Annotated in this window: 16 protein-coding genes; 13 read left to right on the top strand and 3 right to left on the bottom strand. The window is 70.3% G+C overall.

Translation table 11 applies throughout. The annotated features are described in order from the left end of the window. Position 1: 1 nt before the first annotated feature. The 12 genes from ASG30_RS19700 to ASG30_RS19645 all read left to right on the top strand — a co-directional run bounded on the left by ASG30_RS19700 (position 2) and on the right by ASG30_RS19645 (position 13,735). Positions 2 to 1,384 (top strand): UDP-N-acetylmuramoyl-tripeptide--D-alanyl-D-alanine ligase, encoded by a 1,383-nt coding sequence (locus ASG30_RS19700; RefSeq protein WP_055901178.1) that lies wholly within the window; start codon positions 2 to 4, stop codon positions 1,382 to 1,384. Continuing rightward, positions 1,374 to 2,552 carry a phospho-N-acetylmuramoyl-pentapeptide-transferase gene (gene mraY / locus ASG30_RS19695; RefSeq protein ID WP_055900924.1) on the top strand — a complete coding sequence of 393 codons (1,179 nt, stop codon included), beginning with the start codon at positions 1,374 to 1,376 and terminating at the stop codon, positions 2,550 to 2,552. Before ASG30_RS19700 ends, mraY begins: the two co-directional genes overlap by 11 nt. After that, a complete protein-coding gene (gene murD / locus ASG30_RS19690) occupies positions 2,465 to 4,213 on the top strand; it encodes a UDP-N-acetylmuramoyl-L-alanine--D-glutamate ligase (RefSeq protein WP_156385632.1) in 1,749 nt (582 codons plus the stop codon). Before mraY ends, murD begins: the two co-directional genes overlap by 88 nt. Next, positions 4,210 to 5,424: a putative lipid II flippase FtsW gene (gene ftsW, locus ASG30_RS19685; protein ID WP_055900923.1), complete on the top strand. Its 1,215-nt coding sequence runs from the start codon at positions 4,210 to 4,212 to the stop codon at positions 5,422 to 5,424. The genes murD and ftsW overlap by 4 nt, the downstream gene beginning before the upstream one ends. Before the next feature lie 17 nt (positions 5,425 to 5,441). Beyond that, positions 5,442 to 6,485: an undecaprenyldiphospho-muramoylpentapeptide beta-N-acetylglucosaminyltransferase gene (murG, locus tag ASG30_RS19680; protein WP_055900920.1), complete on the top strand. Its 1,044-nt coding sequence runs from the start codon at positions 5,442 to 5,444 to the stop codon at positions 6,483 to 6,485. Then, on the top strand, positions 6,482 to 7,894 hold the full coding sequence (gene murC, locus ASG30_RS19675) for a UDP-N-acetylmuramate--L-alanine ligase (protein WP_055900917.1): 1,413 nt from the start codon (positions 6,482 to 6,484) through the stop codon (positions 7,892 to 7,894). The genes murG and murC overlap by 4 nt, the downstream gene beginning before the upstream one ends. A 148-nt stretch (positions 7,895 to 8,042) precedes the next feature. Next, positions 8,043 to 9,056, top strand: coding sequence for a D-alanine--D-alanine ligase (locus tag ASG30_RS19670; protein ID WP_055900914.1), 1,014 nt, complete (start codon positions 8,043 to 8,045; stop codon positions 9,054 to 9,056). Further along, entirely contained in the window at positions 9,053 to 9,847 is a 795-nt protein-coding gene (locus tag ASG30_RS19665; protein WP_055900912.1) for a cell division protein FtsQ/DivIB, read from the top strand. The genes ASG30_RS19670 and ASG30_RS19665 overlap by 4 nt, the downstream gene beginning before the upstream one ends. Positions 9,848 to 9,858: 11 nt before the next feature. Continuing rightward, entirely contained in the window at positions 9,859 to 11,088 is a 1,230-nt protein-coding gene (gene ftsA, locus ASG30_RS19660; RefSeq protein ID WP_055900909.1) for a cell division protein FtsA, read from the top strand. Positions 11,089 to 11,238: 150 nt separating this feature from the next. Then, a complete protein-coding gene (gene ftsZ, locus ASG30_RS19655) occupies positions 11,239 to 12,486 on the top strand; it encodes a cell division protein FtsZ (protein WP_055900907.1) in 1,248 nt (415 codons plus the stop codon). 135 nt (positions 12,487 to 12,621) lie between these two features. After that, complete coding sequence (lpxC, locus tag ASG30_RS19650; protein ID WP_055900904.1) at positions 12,622 to 13,545, top strand: UDP-3-O-acyl-N-acetylglucosamine deacetylase; 924 nt, start codon at positions 12,622 to 12,624, stop codon at positions 13,543 to 13,545. A 10-nt stretch (positions 13,546 to 13,555) separates the two neighbouring features. Continuing rightward, positions 13,556 to 13,735 carry a hypothetical protein gene (locus ASG30_RS19645; protein WP_055900901.1) on the top strand — a complete coding sequence of 60 codons (180 nt, stop codon included), beginning with the start codon at positions 13,556 to 13,558 and terminating at the stop codon, positions 13,733 to 13,735. 13 nt (positions 13,736 to 13,748) lie between these two features. Here ASG30_RS19645 and ruvC read toward each other — a convergent pair whose 3' ends face one another. Beyond that, on the bottom strand, positions 13,749 to 14,297 hold the full coding sequence (ruvC, locus tag ASG30_RS19640; protein ID WP_055900898.1) for a crossover junction endodeoxyribonuclease RuvC: 549 nt from the start codon (positions 14,295 to 14,297) through the stop codon (positions 13,749 to 13,751). Positions 14,298 to 14,469: 172 nt separating this feature from the next. Here ruvC and ASG30_RS19635 point away from each other — a divergent pair, with 172 nt between their 5' ends. After that, positions 14,470 to 14,790 carry a BON domain-containing protein gene (locus ASG30_RS19635; protein WP_055900895.1) on the top strand — a complete coding sequence of 107 codons (321 nt, stop codon included), beginning with the start codon at positions 14,470 to 14,472 and terminating at the stop codon, positions 14,788 to 14,790. 19 nt (positions 14,791 to 14,809) lie between these two features. Here ASG30_RS19635 and ASG30_RS19630 read toward each other — a convergent pair whose 3' ends face one another. Both ASG30_RS19630 and ASG30_RS19625 read right to left on the bottom strand, forming a co-directional pair. Next, positions 14,810 to 15,802, bottom strand: a complete 993-nt coding sequence (locus tag ASG30_RS19630; RefSeq protein ID WP_055900892.1) for a phosphatidate cytidylyltransferase — start codon at positions 15,800 to 15,802, stop codon at positions 14,810 to 14,812. Further along, positions 15,799 to 16,410 carry a lysophospholipid acyltransferase family protein gene (locus ASG30_RS19625; RefSeq protein ID WP_055900888.1) on the bottom strand — a complete coding sequence of 204 codons (612 nt, stop codon included), beginning with the start codon at positions 16,408 to 16,410 and terminating at the stop codon, positions 15,799 to 15,801. The genes ASG30_RS19630 and ASG30_RS19625 overlap by 4 nt, the downstream gene beginning before the upstream one ends. Positions 16,411 to 16,444 lie beyond the last annotated feature (34 nt).

Below are 16,444 nucleotides of genomic sequence, written 5' to 3'. Positions count from 1 at the left end.
GATGACGACGCTCACCCAGGTCGCGCAGTGGTCCGGTGGCAACCTGGTCGGCGACGGCGCCGTGCCGTTCGGGCGCGTGCACTCCGACACTCGCACGCTGCAGGCCGGCGACCTGTTTGTCGCCATCCGCGGCGAACGCTTCGACGCCAACGACTTCCTGGCCGATGCCCGCGCCCGGGGCGCCGTGGCCGCGATCGCGCAGCCGGGCCGGCTGCCGGCCGGCATGCCCGGCGTCGAAGTGGACGACAGCAAGGCGGCACTCGGACAACTCGCGCACGCCTGGCGCCAGCAGTTCCGCCTGCCGCTGGTGGCCGTCACCGGCAGCAACGGCAAGACCACGGTGACGCAGATGGTGGCGTCCATCCTGCGCGCCTGGCAGCCGCAGAACCACCTGGCGACGCAGGGCAACTTCAACAACGACATCGGCCTGCCGCTCACGCTGCTGCGGCTGCGGGCCGAGCATCGGGTGGCGGTGGTGGAGCTGGGCATGAACCATCCCGGCGAGATCGCCTACCTCGCCGACGTCGCCCGGCCCACGGTCGCGCTGGTCAACAACGCCCAGCGCGAGCACCAGGAATTCATGGCCACGGTGGAAGCCGTGGCGCGCGAGAACGGCTCGGTGTTCGGCGCCCTGGACCGCCACGGCACCGCCGTTTTCCCCGCAGGCGACGACTACAGCGCCCTGTGGACCCAGATCGCAGGCGGCCGCGCCTGCCTCACTTTCGGCGACGCGGGCAGCGGCGCCGACCTCGTTCTGGCCGGGTCTGAATGGCTTGAGGGCCGGTGGACGGTACGGGCTTCGACGCCCGCCGGGCCCCTGGACTTCCGACTCCATATCGCCGGCCGCCATAACGTGCGCAACGCGCTGGCCGCGGCCGCCTGCGCTCTCGCCGCGGGCGTTCCGCTGGCCTCGATCCAGGCCGGCCTGGAAGCCTTCGAGCCGGTCAAGGGCCGCTCGCGCGCCCTGGCCGTGCCGCTGGCAGGCCGCATGCTCACGCTGGTCGACGACACCTACAACGCCAACCCGGATTCGGCGCGCGCCGCCGTCGACGTGCTGGCCGAACTGCCCGGCCCGCGCCTGCTGGTGCTGGGCGACATGGGGGAGGTCGGCGACCAGGGGCCGCAGTTCCATGCCGAAGTCGGGCGCTACGCCCGCGACCGCGGCATCGAGCGGCTGTACACCCTGGGCGAGCAGTCGGGCGCCATGGGCGGGCACCACTTCGACGGCATCGAGGCGCTCAACGCCGCCGTGCTCCAGGCGCTGCCGCAGGCCGCCAGCGTGCTGGTCAAGGGCTCGCGCTTCATGAAGATGGAAAGGGTGGTGGAGGCCATCCGCGCGCACTCGCAACAACAACAAGAGGGGAAGGACGGCGATGCTGCTTAGCCTGGCCGTATGGCTGCAGGGACTGGGACCGGAGTTCGGTTTCCTGCGCGTGTTCCAGTACATCACCTTCCGCGCGGTGATGGCGGCGATGACCGCCCTGCTGATCGGCCTGGTGGCCGGCCCGTGGGTGATCCGCCGGCTCACCGAGCTGAAGATCGGCCAGCCGATCCGCGACTACGCGATGCAGACGCACCTGTCCAAGCGGGGCACGCCCACCATGGGCGGCGTGCTGGTGCTGATGTCGATCGCGGTCGCCACGGTGCTGTGGTTCGACCTGTCCAACCGCTTCGTGTGGATCGTGCTGGTGGTCACCCTGGGCTTCGGGATGATCGGCTGGGCCGACGACTGGCGAAAGGTGGTCAACAAGGACCCGGAAGGCATGCGCTCGCGCGAGAAGTACTTCTGGCAGTCGGTGATCGGCCTGATCGCGGCGCTGTACCTGGTGTTCAGCATCTCGGAGAGCAACAACGTCCGGGTGGTCGAGCTGTTCTTTGCCTGGGTGAGCTCGGGGTTCGACGTCAACCTGCCGCCCAAGGCCGGCCTGCTGGTGCCCTTCTTCAAGGAGGTGAGCTACCCGCTGGGCGTGTTCGGCTTCGTGTTCCTCACCTACGTGGTGATCGTGGGCGCGAGCAACGCGGTCAACCTCACCGACGGCCTGGACGGCCTGGCCATCATGCCGGTGGTGATGGTGGGCTCGGCGCTGGGCGTGTTCGCCTACGTCACCGGCAGCGCCATGTACTCGCGCTACCTGTTCTTCCCTCACATCCCGGGCTCGGGCGAACTGCTGATCTTCTGCGCGGCCATGGCCGGCGCGGGCCTGGCCTTCCTGTGGTTCAACACGCATCCGGCCCAGGTGTTCATGGGCGACGTCGGCGCGCTGGCGCTGGGCGGCGCGCTCGGCACCATCGCCGTGATCGTGCGCCAGGAGATCGTGCTGGCCATCATGGGCGGCATCTTCGTGGTGGAAGCGCTGTCGGTGATGGCCCAGGTGATGTACTTCAAGTACACGCGCAGGAAGTACGGCGAGGGCCGGCGCATCCTGAAGATGGCGCCGCTGCACCACCACTTCGAGAAGAGCGGCTGGACCGAGACCCAGGTCGTGGTCCGCTTCTGGATCATCACCATGCTGCTGTGCCTGGTGGGCCTGTCGACGCTGAAGCTGAGGTGACCGTGGCAACCGAACACGACGACCTCATTCCCCCGGACGATCCCTCCGGCTCGCCGCCGGACGATGCGTTCGAGGGACCGCCGCCGGTGCAGGCCACCGGCGAGCAGCAGCCCCCGGCGCCGCAGGCCGAACCGGCCGCGGCGCCGACGCCTTTCCCGCCCGGCCCTCGCTCGGTGCTCGTGCTGGGCCTGGGCGAATCGGGCCTGGCGATGGCGCGCTGGTGCGCACGCGACGGCGCGCAGCTGACCGTGGCCGACACGCGCGATCAGCCCCCTGGCCTGGAGGCGCTGCGCAGGGAAATGCCCGAGGCGCGCTTCGTCGCCGGCCCGTTCGCCGGATCCCTGCTCGACGGTGTCGAGGCGGTGTACCGCAGCCCCGGCCTGTCGCCGGCGCAGGTGGAGCCCGTCGCCGCAGCCGCGGCCGAGCGCGGCCTGCCGCTGGCCGGCGAGCTCGGACTCTTCATGCGCGGCCTCGCGCAGCTGCGCCACGAACAGGGCTACGCGCCCGCGGTCCTGGCCGTCACCGGCACCAACGGCAAGACGACCGTGACGTCCCTGGCCGGCCAGCTGGTCGAGCGCTCGGGCCGCACCGTGGCCGTGGCCGGCAACATCGGCCCCACGCTGCTGGACACGCTGGCCGCGCGCACGCAGGCCCAGTCGCTGCCGCAGGTCTGGGTGCTGGAGCTTTCCAGCTTCCAGCTGGAGGGCCTGGAAGGCTTCGAGCCCACCGCCGCCGCAGTGCTCAACATCACCCAGGACCACCTGGACTGGCACGGCAGCATGGAGGCGTATGCCGCGGCCAAGGCCCGCATCTTCGGTGCCCGCGCGCTCATGGTGCTCAACCGCGAGGACCCGGCCGTGATGCGCATGCTGCCCGCGCCGGTGCGGCTCAAGGGCGGCCGCATGGAGCAGCGGGAGTACCTCACCTTCGGTGGTGACATGCCGCAGCGGCCGGGCGACTTCGGCATCGAGGTCGTCAACGGCATGGCCTGGCTGGTGCGGGCGCTGGAGGCGGACGAGACGCAGAAGCGCCGCCGCGACGCACAAGAGGAGCTGCACATCCAGCGCCTGATGCCCGCCGATGCGCTGCGCATCCGTGGCCGCCACAACGCGGTCAACGCGCTGGCCGCGCTGGCGCTGGCCAGCGCCGCGGGTGCGCAGCTCGGGCCCATGCTGTACGGCCTGCGCGAATACCGCGGCGAGCCGCACCGGGTGGAATCGGTCGGCGTGCTCCACGACGTCGAGTACTTCGACGACAGCAAGGGCACCAACGTGGGCGCCACGGTGGCCGCGCTGGCCGGCCTGGGCGCCGACCGCAAGCTGGTCGTCATCCTCGGCGGCGACGGCAAGGGCCAGGACTTCTCGCCGCTGGCCGACCCGGTGGCCCGCTTCGCGCGCGCCGTGGTGCTGATCGGCCGCGACGCCCCGCGCATCCGCGCGGCGCTGGAGAACACCGGCGTGCCGCTGCACGACGCCCCGACGATGGAGCAGGCGGTGCGCCTGTGCAGCGAGCGCGTCCACGCCGGCGACGCGGTGCTGATGTCGCCGGCCTGCGCCAGCTTCGACATGTTCCGCAACTACCCGCACCGCGCCGAAGTGTTCCGCGCCGCGGTGCAGGCGTTGGCCGACGAGGCCGGCGCGCCCCTGGGAGGCACGGCATGAACGCGCTGGTGACCCGCCTGGGCGGCTGGTTCGGCGGCGGACGCGGCGACTACGCCGGCCGCGCCGCGCCGGCGCGCGTGCAGGGCTTCGACCAGCCGCTGCTCTGGGTCACCGTGGCCCTGCTCGCTTTCGGGCTGGTGATGGTGTATTCGGCCTCGATCGCGCTGCCGGACAACCCCCGCTTCGCGCGCTACGCGCACACGCACTTCCTGGCCCGCCACCTGCTGTCGCTGGGGCTGGGCTTCGTGGTCGCGCTGCTGGCCTTCCAGGTGCCGGTGGCCACCTGGGAGAAGGCGGCGCCCTGGCTGTTCGTGGTGTCCCTGCTGTTGCTGGTGGTGGTGCTGATCCCGCACGTGGGCAAGGGCGTCAACGGCGCGCGCCGCTGGATCGGCCTGGGGGCGATGAGTTTCCAGCCGTCGGAGCTGGCCAAGTTCGCGGTGCTGCTCTACGCGTCCGACTACATGGTCCGCAAGATGGACGTGAAGGAGCGGTTCTTCCGCGCGGTGCTGCCGATGGCGGTGGCGGTCGCGGTGGTCGGCGTGCTGCTGCTGGCCGAACCCGACATGGGCGCCTTCATGGTGATCGCCGTCATCGCCATGGGCATCCTGTTCCTGGGCGGCGTCAACGCCCGCATGTTCTTCCTGATCGCCGCCGTGATGGTGGTGGCCTTCATGCTGATGATCGCCCTGTCCGAGTGGCGGCGCGAGCGCATCTTCGCGTACCTCGATCCGTTCAGCGAAGCGCACGCCCTGGGCAAGGGCTACCAGCTGTCGCACTCGCTGATCGCCATCGGCCGCGGCGAGATCTTCGGCGTCGGCCTGGGCGGCAGCGTGGAGAAGCTGCACTGGCTGCCCGAGGCCCACACCGACTTCCTGCTGGCCGTGATCGGCGAGGAGTTCGGGCTCGTCGGCGTGCTGGTGGTGATCGGCTGCTTCCTCTGGATGACGCGCCGGATCATGCACATCGGCCGCCAGGCCGTGGCGCTGGACCGCGTGTTCGCGGGGCTGGTGGCGCAGGGCGTGGGCCTGTGGATCGGTTTCCAGGCCTTCATCAACATGGGCGTGAACCTTGGCGCGCTGCCCACCAAGGGCCTGACGCTGCCGCTCATGAGCTACGGCGGCTCGGCCATCCTGATGAACCTGGTGGCCCTCGCCGTGGTCCTTCGGATCGACTACGAGAACCGCGTCCTGATGCGGGGAGGCCGCTCGTGAGCAAACGCGCCCTCGTCATGGCCGGCGGCACGGGAGGCCACATCTTCCCGGGCCTTGCCGTGGCCGAGGCGCTGCGCGACCGCTCGTGGCAGGTGCACTGGCTGGGCGCGCCGGGCAGCATGGAAAGCCGGCTGGTGCCGCCGCACGGGTTCGCGCTCGAGACCATCGATTTCGGCGGGGTGCGCGGCAAGGGCCCCCTCACGCTCGCGCTGCTGCCGCTGCGCCTCTTGCGCGCGTTCTGGCAAAGCATCCGCGTGGTCCGCCGGGTGAAGCCCGACGTGGTCATCGGCCTGGGCGGCTACATCACCTTCCCCGGCGGGATGATGGGCGTGCTGCTGGGCAAGCCGCTGGTGCTGCACGAGCAGAACTCGGTGGCGGGCATGGCCAACCGCGTGCTGGCCGAAGTGGCCGACCGGGTCTTCACCGCCTTCCCCGACGTGCTGCGCAAGGCGCGCTGGATCGGCAACCCGCTGCGCGCGGGCTTCCTGCAGCAGCCTTCGCCCGAGCAGCGCTTCGCGGGCCGCAGCGGTCCGCTGCGCGTGCTGGTCGTCGGCGGCAGCCTGGGCGCCAAGGCGCTCAACGAGATCGTGCCCAAGGCGCTGGCGCTCATGCCGGCCGCCGAGCGCCCGCACGTGCTGCACCAGAGCGGCTCGAAACAGATCGACGAACTTCGCGCGAACTACGCCGCCGCTGGCGTGCAAGCGGAGCTCACCCCCTTCATCGAAGAGACGGCGCAGGCCTTTGCCGAAGCCGACCTGGTGGTCTGCCGCGCCGGCGCGAGCACCGTCACCGAGATCGCGGCCGTCGGCGCCGCGGCGGTGTACGTGCCGTTCCCCCACGCGGTGGACGACCACCAGACCACCAACGCCAGGTTCATCGTCGACGCGGGGGGCGGCTGGCTGGTCCAGCAACGCGACCTCACGCCCGAGGGCCTGGCCCGACTGATCCAAGGCACCGACCGGTCCGAGCTGCTGCGCAAGGCGCAGGCGGCGCAGAAGGTGGCGCGCACCAGCGCCACGGCCGACATGGTGCAAGCCTGCGAGGAGCTCGCCAGGGCATGAAACACGCTGTCAAACACATTCATTTCGTGGGCCTGGGCGGCGCCGGCATGTCCGGCATCGCCGAAGTGCTGCGCAACCTGGGCTACACCGTCTCCGGTTCGGACCTCTCGGACAGCGCCACGCTGCGCCGCCTGCAGGGCCTGGGCATCAGGACCTGCATCGGCCACCAGGCCGCCCACATCGCGGGCGCCGACGCGGTGGTCACGTCCACCGCCGTGCAGGCCGACAACCCCGAGGTGGTCGCAGCGCGCGAGAAGAAGATCCCGGTGGTGCCGCGCGCCATGATGCTGGCCGAACTGATGCGCCTGAAGCAGGGCATCGCCATCGCCGGCACCCACGGCAAGACCACCACCACCAGCCTGGTGGCCAGCGTGCTGGCCGAGGGCGGGCTCGATCCCACCTTCGTGATCGGCGGCCGCCTGAACAGCGCGGGCGCCAACGCCAAGCTGGGCGCGGGCGACTACATCGTGGTGGAGGCCGACGAATCCGACGCGTCCTTCCTCAACCTGATGCCGGTGATGGCGGTGGTGACCAACATCGACGCCGACCACATGGAGACCTACGGGCACGACTTCGGCCGGCTGCAGGGCGCCTTCCTCGACTTCCTGCACCGCATGCCGTTCTACGGCACCGCCATCCTGTGCGTGGACGATCCGGCGGTGCGGGCCATCGTGCCCGACGTGCAGTGCCCGGTCACCAGCTACGGCGTGAGCGAGGACGCGCAGGTGCGCGCCGTCGACATCCGCGCGGTCGGTCCGCAGATGCACTTCACGGCGCGCCGCCGCAACGGCGTGACGCTGCCCGACCTGCCGATCAAGCTCAACCTGGCCGGCCACCACAACGTGCTCAACGCCCTGTCGGCGATCGCGGTGGCGGTGGAACTGAACGTGCCCGACGCCGCCGTGCAGAAGGCGCTGGCCGAATTCCACGGCGTGGGCCGCCGCTTCCAGGGCTACGGCGACGTGCAGGTGCCGGCGGCCAATGGCGGCGGGCGCTTCACGGTGATCGAGGACTACGGACACCACCCGGTGGAGATCGCCGCCACGCTGGCGGCCGCGCGCGGCGCCTTTCCCGGCCGGCGCCTGGTGCTGGCCTTCCAGCCGCACCGCTACACCCGCACGCGCGACTGCTTCGAGGACTTCGTCAAGGTGATGGGCCAGGCCGACGCGGTGCTGCTGGCCGAGGTCTATGCCGCCGGCGAGGCCCCCATCGTGGCGGCCGACGGCCGCTCGCTGGCCCGCGCCATGCGCGTGGCCGGCAAGGTGGAGCCGGTGTTCGTCGACGAGATCGGCGCCATGCCGCAGGCGATCCTGGACCTGTCGCGCGACGGCGACGTGGTGATGTGCATGGGCGCCGGCTCGATCGGTGGCGTGCCGGCCAGGCTGGTCGAAACGGGAGGTGCCGCATGACGGGCTGCTTCGTCGGTGAACAGAACACAGAGGCACAGAGGCACAGAGAAATTCAGGGTTTTCTGAATGGTTCACTCCTCTTCCCTCCGTGCCTCTGTGCCTCTGTGTTCTGTTGTGAACCCGTCGCGGGGATGAAGGCGAGGACCGCATGACGGATACCGTGGAACCCAGGTCGCTCGGCAAGGTCGCCGTCCTCATGGGCGGCAAGTCGGCCGAGCGCGAGGTCTCGCTCATGTCCGGCGCCGGCGTGCTCAAGGCGCTGCAGTCCAAGGGCGTGAACGCCCACGCTTTCGATCCGGCGCAGCGCGACATCGTCGAGCTCAAGCGCAAGGGTTTCAAGCGCTGCTTCATCGCGCTGCACGGCCGCTTCGGCGAGGACGGCACGGTGCAGGGCGCGCTGGAGCTGCTCGGCATCCCCTACACCGGCTCGGGCGTGATGGCCTCCAGCGTGGCCATCGACAAGGTGATGACCAAGCGCATCTGGATCGCCGAGGGCCTGCCCACGCCGAAGTACCAGCTGCTGCGTCGCGGCGCCTACACCCGCGAGCAGGTGCGCGCCATCCCGGATGAACTCGGCCTGCCGCTGATCGTCAAGCCGGCCCGGGAGGGCTCCTCCATCGGCGTGGCCAAGGTGCAGGGCTACTCGGAGATGCAGGAGGCGGTGGACGCGGCGGCGGCGCTGGACAGCGACGTTCTGTGCGAGCAGTTCGTGTCGGGCGACGAGGTCACCTGCCCGGTGCTGGGCACCGGCGACGAGGCCCGCGCGCTGCCGGTGATCCGCATCGTGGCGCCCGAGGGCAACTACGACTACCAGAACAAGTACTTCACCGACGACACCAAGTACCTGGTGCCCAGCGGCCTGCCCGAGGGCGAGGAGGCGGCGATCCAGGAGATCGTGCTCAAGGCCTACCGGGTGCTGGGCTGCCGCGGCTGGGGCCGCATCGACGTGATGATCGACGGCAAGACGCGCAAGCCCTCGCTGCTGGAGATCAACACCTCGCCCGGCATGACCGGGCACTCGCTGGTGCCCATGTCCGCCCGCGCGGCCGGCATCAGCTACGAGGACCTGTGCCTGCAGCTGCTGGCGTCGGCCGCGCTGGACCACCAGCGCCTGGAGCGTCGCCGCGGTGCTTCGTCGAACGAGGAGGGCGCCAGCGCATGAAGAAGAAGAAAGCCGGCACGCCGCCGCCCCTGGAAGTGCGCCTGATGAACGGCACCGCGCTGGTGCTGTTCGCGGCGTTCGGGGTGCTGCTGCTCGCCGCGCTGTGCTGGTGGGCGCTGCGGCACCCGGTGTTCGCGCTTGGCGGGATCACGGTGCAGGGCGACGTCACGCACTCCAGCGCCGCCACCCTGCGCGCCAACGTGGCACCGCAGCTGTCCGGCAACTTCTTCACGGTGGACCTGGCGGCCACGCGCCGCGCCTTCGAGGGCGTGCCCTGGGTGCGCCGGGCGATCGTGCGCCGTGAATTCCCCAACCGCCTGCGCGTGGTGCTGCAGGAGCACCAGGCGGTGGCGTACTGGGGCGAGGAGGGCGGCTCGCGCATGGTCAACAGCCACGGCGAACTGTTCGAGGCCAACGACGGCGAAGTGGACGCCGACGGCCTGCCGCGGCTGGCCGGGCCCGATGGCCAGGCGGCCCAGGTGCTGGCGATGTACCGCGCGCTGGCGCCGATGTTCGAGCCGCTGGAGCTGGTGGCCGAGGAGCTGCAGCTGACCGGGCGCGGCAGCTGGCAGCTGGCGCTGGACACCGGCGCCACGGTGGAGCTGGGACGCGGCGACATCGCCGAGGTGCTGCCGCGGGTGCAGCGCTTCGTGCAGACGCTGACGCAGGTGTCCTCGCGCTACGGCCGCCGGCCGGAGGCGCTGGTCTCGGCCGACCTGCGCTACGGGGACGGGTTTGCGATCCGGTTGAGGGGCGTCGGCACGGTGACGGCCGAGCCGAAGAAGGGGTAAGAGGGAAAGACATGGCGAAGGAATACAAGGACCTCGTCGTCGGCCTGGACATCGGCACCGCCAAGGTGATGGCGGTGGTGGCCGAGGTCCTGCCGGGCGGCGAGCTGAAGCTGGCGGGACTGGGCGTGGCCCCGTCCAACGGCCTCAAGCGCGGCGTGGTGGTGAACATCGACGCGACGGTGCAGAGCATCCAGCAGGCGCTCAAGGAAGCCGAGCTGATGGCCGACTGCAAGATCACCCGGGTCTACACCGGCATCACGGGCAGCCACATCCGCGGCATCAACTCCAGCGGCATGGTGGCGGTGAAGGACCGCGAGGTGACCCCGGCCGACGTGGCGCGCGTGGTCGAGACGGCGCGCGCGATCAACATCTCCACCGACCAGCGGCTGCTGCTGGTGGAGCCGCAGGAGTTCGTGATCGACGGCCAGGACGTGCGCGAGCCGATCGGCATGAGCGGCATCCGGCTGGAGGCCAAGGTCCACATCGTGACCGGCGCCCAGAGCGCGGCCGAGAACATCATCAAGTGCGTGCGCCGCTGCGGCCTGGAGGTCGAGCAGCTGCTGCTCAACCCGCTGGCCACCAGCCAGTCGGTGCTGACGCAGGACGAGAAGGAGCTGGGCGTGGCGCTGGTGGACATCGGCGCCGGCACCACCGACGTGGCCATCTTCACCGGCGGGGCGATCCGCCACACCTCGGTGATCCCGATCGCGGGCGACCTGATCACCAGCGACATCGCGATGGCGCTGCGCACGCCCACCAAGGACGCCGAGGACATCAAGGTCGAGAGCGGCTACGCCAAGCAGCTGCTGGCCGACCCCGAGCAGCAGGTCGAGGTGCCCGGGCTGGGCGACCGCGGGCCGCGCATGCTGTCGCGCCAGGCGCTGGCCGGCGTGATCGAGCCGCGGGTCGAGGAGATCTTCTCGCTGGTGCAGCAGGTGGTGCGCGAGTCCGGCTACGAGGAAGTGCTGTCCTCCGGCATCGTGATCACCGGCGGCAGCGCGGTGATGCCCGGCATGGTGGAGCTGGGCGAGGACATCTTCCTCAAGCCGGTGCGCCGCGGCGTGCCGCAGTACACCGGTGCGCTGGCCGACATGGTGGCGCAGCCCCGCGCGGCCACGGTCATGGGCCTGCTCGAGGAAGCGCGCCTGGCGCGCGTGCGCGGACAGAAGGTGGCGCAGAAGAACGGCTCGATGAAGACGGCCTTCTCGCGCTTCAAGGACTTCATCGTGGGGAACTTCTGATGCACCCCATGAAACGCTGGCTCGCCCGGGGCAGTCCCCCTCTGCGAAGAAAGGAGCGATGGCGGTGCACCGATCCGCCTTCGTGAGCGTTCAGCTTCAATCCAAACATATTCGCAAGTGGCAACTGCAGAGAGATAGAAGGAGTTCCAAATGAGCATCGAAATGATCGAAGTGGAAGAGTTCCACCTGGGCACCCAGATCAAGGTGATCGGCGTGGGTGGCGGTGGTGGCAACGCGGTGGAGCACATGATCTTCCGCTCGGTGCAGGGCGTGGAGTTCATCTGCGCCAACACCGATGCGCAGGCCCTCGCGCGCAGCCCGGCGCACAAGACGATCCAGCTGGGCAACAACGGCCTGGGCGCCGGCGGCAAGCCCGATCGCGGGCGTGACGCGGCCGAGGCGGCGACCGAGAGCATCCGCGAGGCGATCGACGGCGCGCACATGCTGTTCATCACCGCCGGCATGGGCGGCGGCACCGGCACCGGCGCGGCGCCGGTCATCGCGCGCATCGCCAAGGAGATGGGCATCCTCACCGTGGGCGTGGTGACCAAGCCGTTCGACTGGGAGGGCGGCCGTCGCATGACCAACGCCGACCAGGGCCTGATGGAGCTGGAGGCCAACGTCGATTCGCTGATCGTGGTGCTCAACGAGAAGCTGCTCGAGGTGCTGGGCGACGACATCACCCAGGACGAGGCGTTCGCGCACGCCAACGACGTGCTCAAGAACGCCGTGGGCGGCATCGCGGAGATCATCAACGTCCCCGGCCACGTCAATGTGGACTTCGAGGACGTGCGCACCGTGATGGGCGAGCCGGGCAAGGCCATGATGGGCACGGCGGTCGCCGAGGGCCCGGACCGCGCGCGCATCGCCGCCGAGCAGGCCGTGGCCTGCCCGCTGCTGGACGGCATCGACCTGTCGGGGGCCAAGGGCGTGCTGGTGCTGATCACCGCGGCCAAGGGCAGCCTGAAGCTGGCCGAGTCCAAGCTGGCGATGAACACCATCCGCGCCTACGCTTCGCCCGATGCCCACGTCATCTACGGCACGGCCTACGACGACAACCTCGGCGACGAGGTGCGCGTCACGGTGGTGGCCACCGGCCTGTCGCGCCAGGGCCAGCAGCGCCGCACGGCGCCCCCGCTGCAGGTGCTGCGCACCGGCACCGACAACGTGCCGTTCAACGTGCCGACGCTCAACCAGGCCGTGGCCAGCTCGGCCGGCATCGTCACCCGCGAGATGCAGGGCGTGTCCGCGCCCCAGCAGCCGGACTACGGCGGCCTGACGGTGCCCAGCGTGTGGCGAACCAACCGCACGCAGGCGGCGGCCAAGGTCGACGCGCTGAGCTCCGGCGGGATGGACGACTTCGAGATCCCGGCCTTCCTGCGCAAGCAGGCGGACTGAGCCCCCTTGGACACGTCGAGCAAGGAAAGGGCCCGCAAGGGCCCTTTCTCATCGGCCTGGCGCCGGACCGCGGCTATCGCGGGAATAGGCGCGCACGGGACGGCCCAACAGGGACGCGGTCTTAAAATCGGTCCCATGCTGGCCCAGCGAACGCTCAAGACCCTCACCCGCGCGGTGGGCGTGGGGCTGCACGGCGGCCAGCGGGTGGAACTCACCCTGCGGCCCGCACGGCCGGACACCGGCATCGTGTTCCGCCGCGTCGACCTGCCCCAGCCGGTGGACATCCCGGTGTCCGCCGAAGCGGTGACCGACACGCGCCTGGCCTCCACGGTCTCCAACGGCGCGGTGAAGGTGCACACGGTCGAACACCTGATGTCGGCCTGCGCCGGCCTCGGCCTGGACAACCTCTACATCGACATCACCGCCGAGGAAGTGCCGATCCTGGACGGCTCGTCGTCCTCGTTCGTGTTCCTGCTGCAGAGCGCGGGCATCGAGGTGCAGAAGGCGCCGCGGCGCTTCATCCGCGTGCTCAAGCCGGTCGAGGTGCGCGAAGGCGAGGGCGAGGCGCTCAAGTGGGCGCGACTGGAGCCCTACCACGGCTACAAGCTCAGCTTCGAGATCGTCTTTTCCCACCGGGTGGTCGATTCCACCGGCCAGCGCGTGGTGTTCGACCTGGGCCAGGACAACTACCAGCGCGACATCGCCCGCGCCCGCACGTTCGGCTTCACCAAGGACGTGGAGATGATGCGGGCCAACGGCCTGGCCCTGGGCGGTGGCATGGACAACGCCATCGTGATGGACGACTACCGCGTCCTCAACACCGAGGGCCTGCGCTACGAGGACGAGTTCGTCAAGCACAAGATCCTCGACGCCATGGGCGACCTGTACCTGCTGGGCAAGCCGATGCTGGCGGCCTACAACGCGTTCCGCTCCGGTCACGCGATGAACAACAAGCTGCTGCGCGCCCTCCTGGCCCAGCGCGACGCCTGGGAAGTGGTGACGTTCGAGGACGAGCGGCAGGCGCCGGCCGGCTTCGGGCAGCTTGCCCGCGCCTGGTAGTCGCCGCCCGATGGCCTTCGTCCGCGTTGCGGTCCTGCTGCTCCTGCTGGCGGCGGCCGTGCAGTTCGCCCTGTACGCCTACACCGGCCAGCCGCGCTACAAGCGCATGGGCCTGGCCACGCTCAAGTGGACGATCATCGCGGCGCTGGGCTTCTTCGCCGTGCTCATCGCCGACCGCCTGATCGACTGAGCGTTTCGCTTCTTCAGTAGGTGCGGCCGGCGCGGTACATGGCGCTGGTGCGGCGCGCCGTCGAGGTGGCGTCCGCCAGCCGCGCCATCGACTGGCCCGCATGGGCATGCGTGATCGCCAGTCCCAGCGCATCGGCGGCATCCTCGCCCGGCAGGCCGGGCAGGTTCAAGAGGCGCTTGACCATCTCCTGCACCTGGGCCTTGGCCGCCTTGCCGTGGCCGGCGATGGCCTGCTTCATCTGCACGGCCGTGTACTCGCCGACCGGCAGGTCGCACGACACGAGCGCCGTCACGCAGGCGCCGCGCGCCTGGCCGAGCAGCAGCGTGGACTGCGGGTTGGCATTGACGAAGACGATTTCCACTGCGGCCGAATCGGGCTTGTAGCGCTCGCGCACCTGCGTGATGCCGTCGAACAGCACCTTCAGCCGCGCGGGCAGGTCGCCGCGGGCCAGGTGCGTGGTGCTGATGGTGCCGCTGGCCACGTACTGCAGCGCATGGCCCGCCACGTCGACCACGCCGAAGCCGGTGGTCTGCAGGCCGGGGTCGATGCCGAGGATGCGCATGGCCTGCCGAGTCTAACCCCCGGGGTCGGCGGTTCGGCCTGCCCATCCACGGCGAAGGTCGAGTTTGCGCGTACAGTGGCGCGGCCGCCAGCCGTGCTGGCGGTGGAGTCCTACAGGACCCATCCACGCCGCGCTGCAAAGTACGGCCTGTTCCAACAAAAGGAGAAACCTCATGAAGAACATCCTCATCGCCTGCATGATCGCCTTCGGCCTGGCCGGTTGCGGCGCCATGGGCTCGGGCAACACGTCCACCGGCACCCGCACCGCGGGCCAGGCGGTCGACGACGCCACCATCGGCACCAAGCTGAAGGCCGCCTACGCCGGCGACCCCGAGCTCAGCGCCCTGAAGATCAACGTCGACACCACCCAGGGCAACGTGCGCCTGCGCGGTGAAGTGAAGAACATGACCCTGTGGCGCAAGGCCGGTGACACCGCCCGCAAGGTCGATGGCGTGAAGTCGGTCGACAACCAGCTGGTGATCACCGGCGGCTGATCGCCGCTTGCGGGGTCTTTCAGACCCCCAAGTACCAGCGGACCGAGTGGAAGAAGAGGGGCGCGCCGAAACACAGCGCGTCCACCCGGTCCAGCAAGCCATTGGCTCCCGTGACCGATGCGCGGTGTCCCCAGGCGGGGACGCCGCGATCGCGCTTGATCGCCTTCATCACCAGGTGACCCAGTGAGCCGGCGGCGCAGGCGATGAAAGCCATCGCCACGGCCTGTCCCGGACGGAACGGCGTGATGAACGACAGCACCCCACCCAGCAGGCTGCCCACCGCCATGCCCAGGGCCCAGCTCACCCAGTTGAAGCTGCGGCTGACCTCCGGGACGCTGGCCGGCCGCGCCAGCCGCCGCGCGAGCAGGTGCTGCACCACCATGCAGGTCTGCACCACGAACACCAGGAAGAAGACCAGGAACGCGCCCTTGCCCTCGGAGTCGCGGAACTCCAGCAGCAACAGCGCGGGCACGTGGCTCATGCCGTAGACGCAGACCAGGATGCCCCACTGCAGCTTGGCGTTGCGCTCCAGGAACCGCTGCGTGTCGCCCGCCAGCGCGCTGGCCAGCGGCAGGGCGAAGAACACGTAGACCGGGATGAACACGGTGAACAGGTCGAAGCGCCTCGTCGCCGCAAGCCAGAACTGCACCGGCAGCACCACGAAGAAGGCCAGCACCAGGCTGCGGTGGTCGCCGCGTCGCGTGGGCGTCAGCGTGATGAACTCGCGCAGCGCGAAGAAGGCGATCAGCGCGAACAGCACCGTGGCCCCGGTGTCGCCGGAGATCCAGCCGACCCAGAACAGCACCACCATCAGCCAGGAGGTGGAGAGCAGCTTGCGGAAGTCGGCCAGCGACTCGTGCCAGGCCTCGTCCTGCCCGTCGCGCGGCGTGCGCAGGCTCAGGAGGAAGGCGGTCACGCTCACCAGCACCAGCAGGCCGAAGACGCCGATGAACAGCGCGCCCACCTGCTGCGGGGGCGGCAGGTCGCGCAGGAAGCGGTAGGCGTCCCTCACGAGTCCCTCAGCCCGATCACGGCTTCGCGGGCGCGGGCCAGGAAGGCATGGCGGTCCTCGCCGGGCTGCAGTGCGACCGGCGCGCCGAAGGTGACCGAGCACAGCACCGGCACCGGCACCACCTCGCCCTTGGGCATCACGCGCTGCACGTTGGCGATCCAGGCCGGCACCAGCACCACGTGCGGGAAGCGCAGCGCCAGGTTGTAGAGGCCGGCCTTGAACGGCTGCGGCTCCTCGGCGTGGCCGCGCGTGCCCTCGGGGAACAGCACGATGGAGTCGCCGTTCTCCAGGGCCTGCGCCAGCGGCTCCAGCGGGTCCTGGTCGCCGGTGCGCGCGCGGTCCACGTAGACGGCGTTGAAGACGGCGGTGGTGATCCACTCGCGCAGGCGGCCGCGGGTCCAGTAGTCGCGCGCGGCCACCGGCCGGGTGATGCTGCGCAGCTCCCGGGGCAGCGCCGCCCAGATCATCACCAGGTCGGCGTGGCTCTGGTGGTTGGCGAAGTAGATGCGCTGCTCGGCCTTGGGCGGGCAGCCCTGCCAGCGGGCCTGGGCCCCGGTGAGCAGCCGCGCCAGGCCCAGCAGGAACAGGCTCACGGCCTTGGCAAGCATGCGGCCGATGATAAGCGGCACGGCTGAGCCACAG

It is taken from the genome of Ramlibacter sp. Leaf400, assembly GCF_001424545.1.
In the GTDB taxonomy this organism is placed as follows: domain Bacteria; phylum Pseudomonadota; class Gammaproteobacteria; order Burkholderiales; family Burkholderiaceae_C; genus Ramlibacter.
The sequence above is the reverse complement of the archived record's forward strand: the minus strand, read 5'-3'. Positions and strand labels throughout refer to the sequence as shown.